The organism is Holdemanella sp. (assembly GCF_056804935.1).
Genome location: NZ_DBMEXE010000152.1, coordinates 1 through 4,005, shown reverse-complemented (window position 1 = coordinate 4,005; position 4,005 = coordinate 1). Strand labels below are relative to the sequence as shown.

The following is a 4,005-nucleotide window of genomic DNA, read 5'->3' as shown; positions in this document are numbered from 1 at the left end:
GAAATGAGCAATGTATCGTTGGATTAAATATCATTCAAAAAGATAAAAAAGAAATATGGATTCCATTTCATGAAGGAAGTGTGACTCGTTTTAATCTTGATTATCATCAGTATGTAAAAAATGCTAGAGAATTAAAAGATAAAATTTTGAAATATATTATCAAAACACAAGAATAAACTAAAAGTGAATAATATTCTTACATAAAATCTATATTTCGTGATATACTCTGATTGCGATAAGACTACGTAATGTAGTAACAGAAAAGAGGAAGCTACCAACTTCCTCTTTTTTTCTAATATTAGATACCTAAAAATAAATGGCAGAACAAAGCAGCAATCAATGCACCTACAAAAGGAGCAATTCCTGGAACTAATAGTCCATATTGCCAATCATTATTGGCTTTATTCTTAATAGGTAATAATTGGAAGGCCAAACGAGGTCCTAAATCACGAGCTTGATTCATCGCAAATCCAGTTGTTCCTCCAAGACCCATACCAACAGCCCATACAATAAGTCCAACACCAATAGGTAATTGTGTTTCATACTTTGTAGCAACCGCTAAAATTGCACTAAGGAAAACTGTTGTTGCGAGTGTTTCGACAAAGAAGTTTCTTGGCAAATTTCTGCAGTTTGGATTTGTAGAGAAAATATTACGAATGGCGATTGGGTTCACATTTCCTTCGCTTTCTGTAAAGTGATCCTTATACATCACATAACAAATCAAAGCTCCTACAAGTGCACCTAAAAATTCGGCAATAACGTATGGAATAAAGCTTGTCCATGGAAGCATGCCTAAAACACATTGTGCAAGTACCATGGCAGGATTCATACAGACTCCACCAAAAATATATAGGGCTACACTAATGCCAAATGCCCATGTTGTGATCGCAAAGATGTGTCCACTTCCGTGATATTTTGTGTTTGTCAAAACTTCATCGCAGTGTACACCGACACCAAATAAAATCATAAGTCCTGTTGATAAAAATTCCGCAATTAAATTGTGTAACATAAATTCAAATTTCCTTCCTTAAATATTTACAACGACACCCAAGCCATCAGGAATGACGGCAACTTTGGCATCTTTTCCTTTTATTTCAAACGCTTTTTGTAAAGCTTCATCTACAGTTGTAGCTAAATCCATATGCATATCTTTTACAAGTTGAGGATCTACTAAATCGGAAACCAAAATAACTTTATGATGAGCTAGAATACGTGCACAGATTTGTGATGTCCATTGATCTGGAACGGTTTCTAAACGAGGTGTATGGATAGCTTTTTGTTCAAATTCTTCTGGATCTTTCACATCTGCAATATTATGATAGAATCCAATACCTCCATGTCCATCACGACAACCTGCAATCATGATGATAATGCCATCTGGATTTAATGTAGCTTCAGCGGCTGTCATTCCTTTGATTGCCTGATAAATATTTTGATCCAAAGGATATCCACCATTCGTACTGATTGCGATATCACAATCTACTTTATTTACACTTGCCAAAGAACGAACAAAATCACAACCTTTTTCATGTGCTTTTTCCATGTCTCCGGCAAAAGAACCAATAATTTCATGATTTCCATTTAATACAACATTGACAATAAAGGCTAGTTTGGCTGTTCTTGCCGCATATACCATATCTTCATGAATCAAATTGTGCTGCAAATTTCCTGGACGTGACATTTTATCATTGATAAATTCACCACTGTGATTTGCCATAATTGTTTTATAAGATGCAATACCTGGCAACACAGATTTTCTTCCTCCAGAGAATCCTGCAAAGAAGTGTGCTTCAATAAAGCCTTCAGAAATCAATAAATCAGCTTCAGCGGCAACTTTGTTGATAATGCAGTCTCCTCCACTTGGTAATTGTCCAATTTTTACCATGGAAGAATCATCTGTAGATACGTGCATAACAATTTCTTCATTTTTTACAATGTCTTCACCATATTTAGCTACAAGCTCTTCATGTGTACTTTCTCTATGGAAGCCTGTCGCAACTAAAATACGAATACGTGCATCGGGTGACACACTACGAATTCTTCTTAAAAGAATAGGGGTAATAATTTTTGAAGGTACAGGACGCGTATGGTCTGAGCTGATAATGACAATATTTTTCTTGCCTTTGGCAAGTTCTTCTAAACTTTTGGATCCAATTGGATTATTTAACGATTGTTCCACAATTTCATTTTCTGAAAGTGTAGTTTTATAATCACTTTGTCTTCCCTCTAAAACACCAGCTAAATTCTTATCTTCTAATTTGATTTTCATTTGGCCTTTATCATAAGGCACATTCATTTCAAACATTTTTATCTCTCCTTTTTTTTCAGGGATTAATATAAGCCGAAACATTCAATTGCGAAACACCATCAGTTGTTAACGCTTGTTGTTTCGCAAAATTTAGAGTATTGTTATAATTCAAAACCGGTAAAGGAGAGCGAATATGGACAATGAGTACTTATTAAACTTTTTAAAAGAAAAAAATGTAGCAACCATCAAGAAAAAGAAACATACCTATTTAACGTATTATGGACTTGAACAACAAGATACTTATGTATTAAAAGATGGTGTTGTCAAGACAAGTGTCATTTTACCAGATGGTCGTGAATTCAACATTTCTTACATCAATACCCCAGACATACTATCTTTATTAAGAGATCAAGTAAGTCAATATACATCCGCACCATTCAATGTTCGTGTTGAAAGTGATGTGGCAACATTTTATCGTATTCCTAGAGTTTTATTTTGGGATTATGTGAGTCAAGATAAAAAGCTACAGGATTATGTCAATTCGTATTATAGAGAAAAATTATCTGAAGCTATTTTTCGCCAACAAATCATGATGATGAATGGAAAAACAGGTGCAATATGCTCCTTCTTATATCAATTGATTGATTTATTTGGTCGTAAAGTTGAAGCAGGTACTCTTATTGATTTTCAAATTACAAATGATGACATTGCAGGATTTTGTGGAATCTCCACTCGTAATAGCGTGAGTCGAATTATCTGTAAATTAAAAGAGGAAGGCATCATTAAAATTGTGAATCAAAAAATATTAATTTTAGATGTAGATTTCTTAAAACAATATGTACAATGTTAAGTATTGATATGTCCATACATCCTTACCAAGTATTTTTAGAAGAAGAGGTATTTAACGATGAATAGTATCACAAGAAAACTAGTATCATGCGCTTTATGCATCGCTTTAGGTGTATTGCTTCCTATGGCATTTCATGTTATCCCAAATGCTGGAAGCGTATTCTTGCCAATGCACATTCCAGTATTGATTTGCGGACTATTTTGTGGATGGCCATATGGTTTGGCATGTGGAATTTTAACACCTTTCATTTCAAGCGTAACAACTGGTATGCCACCTGCAATGATTTTGCCACAAATGATGGTTGAACTTGCAGTATATGGTTTAGTAGCTGGTTTATGTGAAAAATATATTCCCCAAAAAAATGAAATGACAAAACTATATATGAGTTTGATTATTGCGATGCTTGCAGGAAGAATCGTGAACGGTTTAGTCAACACATGTATTCTTAGTACACAAGGCTATACATTATCTGTATTTACGAGTGCTAGTTTTATTACTTGTCTTCCAGGTATCGTCATTCAATTGATTGTCATTCCTGTTTTGGTTCGTATTTTAAATAAAAGAATTCCTGCATAAAATCATATAAAAAGGCCGAATTTTCAGATTATAGATCTGATATTCGGTCCTTTTTTATTGTCGATCAAAATATTTTCTACCCGCATCCGGATTAAAATAGGTTCGAATATACCCATCCGCGGATACGACCACAAATTCATTGGTATCCTCTTTATAATACACGTCATCCCCATCTTCCTTTTCGGTTTTGTGTAAAGAATCTGGATCATTCACAACATCACTGGCACCCGTTTCGTATTCTTTTGATGATGAAAATCCCATTTCTTTACCATGTTTTTCATAGTGAGACTCTAACAAATCTTCATTACGAAAATGGTATTCTTGATAATCA

5 protein-coding genes are annotated in these 4,005 nt (G+C 34.2%); 2 read left to right on the top strand and 3 right to left on the bottom strand.

From position 1 onward, the window contains the following. Window positions 1-298: 298 nt before the first annotated feature. Both larD and larA read right to left on the bottom strand, forming a co-directional pair. Window positions 299-1,009 (bottom strand): D/L-lactic acid transporter LarD, encoded by a 711-nt coding sequence (gene larD, locus ACZQCL_RS07195; protein WP_337408771.1) that lies wholly within the window; start codon window positions 1,007-1,009, stop codon window positions 299-301. An 18-nt stretch (window positions 1,010-1,027) separates the two neighbouring features. Next, on the bottom strand, window positions 1,028-2,305 hold the full coding sequence (gene larA, locus ACZQCL_RS07190) for a nickel-dependent lactate racemase (RefSeq protein ID WP_227992656.1): 1,278 nt from the start codon (window positions 2,303-2,305) through the stop codon (window positions 1,028-1,030). A gap of 136 nt (window positions 2,306-2,441) precedes the next feature. Between larA and ACZQCL_RS07185 the strand changes: the two genes are divergently transcribed. Together ACZQCL_RS07185 and ACZQCL_RS07180 are read left to right on the top strand one after the other, a co-directional pair. Then, window positions 2,442-3,098, top strand: a complete 657-nt coding sequence (locus ACZQCL_RS07185; RefSeq protein ID WP_482482471.1) for a Crp/Fnr family transcriptional regulator — start codon at window positions 2,442-2,444, stop codon at window positions 3,096-3,098. Window positions 3,099-3,155: 57 nt separating this feature from the next. Further along, on the top strand, window positions 3,156-3,674 hold the full coding sequence (locus ACZQCL_RS07180; protein WP_482482469.1) for an ECF transporter S component: 519 nt from the start codon (window positions 3,156-3,158) through the stop codon (window positions 3,672-3,674). 54 nt (window positions 3,675-3,728) lie between these two features. Here the strand turns inward: ACZQCL_RS07180 and ACZQCL_RS07175 are convergent. Continuing rightward, window positions 3,729-4,005 (bottom strand): hypothetical protein (locus tag ACZQCL_RS07175; protein ID WP_482482467.1); only part of this gene is annotated, 277 nt, incomplete at its 5' end.

Bases quoted from the DNA above. Each gene is read 5' to 3' on its own strand.
- larD (WP_337408771.1), bottom strand. From the start codon at position 1,009: ATGTTACACAATTTAATTGCGGAATTTTTATCAACAGGACTTATGATT.
- larA (WP_227992656.1), bottom strand. From the start codon at position 2,305: ATGTTTGAAATGAATGTGCCTTATGATAAAGGCCAAATGAAAATCAAA.
- ACZQCL_RS07185 (WP_482482471.1), top strand. From the start codon at position 2,442: ATGGACAATGAGTACTTATTAAACTTTTTAAAAGAAAAAAATGTAGCA.
- ACZQCL_RS07180 (WP_482482469.1), top strand. From the start codon at position 3,156: ATGAATAGTATCACAAGAAAACTAGTATCATGCGCTTTATGCATCGCT.